Annotated in this window: 2 protein-coding genes; both read left to right on the forward strand. The window is 57.0% G+C overall.

The features are described from left to right. On the forward strand, positions 1–190 hold a 190-nt coding region (locus Xinn_RS21300), incomplete at its 5' end, for a TIGR03751 family conjugal transfer lipoprotein (protein WP_099137842.1). Then, positions 190–651: TraC family protein (locus tag Xinn_RS21305; RefSeq protein WP_153043442.1), on the forward strand; the 462-nt coding region annotated here is incomplete at its 3' end. The genes Xinn_RS21300 and Xinn_RS21305, both read left to right, overlap by 1 nt.

A 651-nucleotide genomic window follows, 5' to 3' on the forward strand; every position in this document is an offset into this window, starting at 1 on the left:
TCACTACAGCCGTTCAGCGGCACAGGAAATCAGCCAACAGTTTCCCCGTTTACCCAACCCCGATATGGTGATGTATGTCTACCCGCATCTGGTTGCGGGCAATACGCCGATACCGGGTTACAGCACGGTGTTCCCGTTTTACAGTCAGGTGCAGTATGCGCTGCCGGGTGAACGCACGGAGGCACACTAATGAAAAAACTCAAGCCACTGAACCGCCCCGGCCAGCTGCGTGAGGCCGATGAAACCGCCCTTTATCAGGCTAACCCCTCCATCATTGATTACCTGCCCTGGGTGGAATATCTGGAAAAAGAACAATGTCTGTTGCTGGATGACGGGGTTTCCGTGGGGGCGGTCTACCGCATTGAACCCGTCGCCACCGAAGGCCGCCCGGCTGAGCGTCTGACTGAAATTCGCGACCAGCTGGAAGATGCGGTGCAGGACAGTCTGGAGGAAGACGATATTTCGCCGTGGGTGGTGCAGTTCTTTTGTCAGGATGACGATGAGCCTGCCCCTTATCTCCGTACCCTGCGGGATTACGTGAAACCGTGGGCGCAGGGCACTGCCTTTACCGGGGCCTTTCTGGCCGAATCGGCCCGTCACCTGACCGGTATTGCCCGGCCTGACGGGATATTTCAGGACAGTTTAATTACC

This window comes from Xenorhabdus innexi (assembly GCF_002632485.1).
Lineage (GTDB): Bacteria > Pseudomonadota > Gammaproteobacteria > Enterobacterales > Enterobacteriaceae > Xenorhabdus > Xenorhabdus innexi.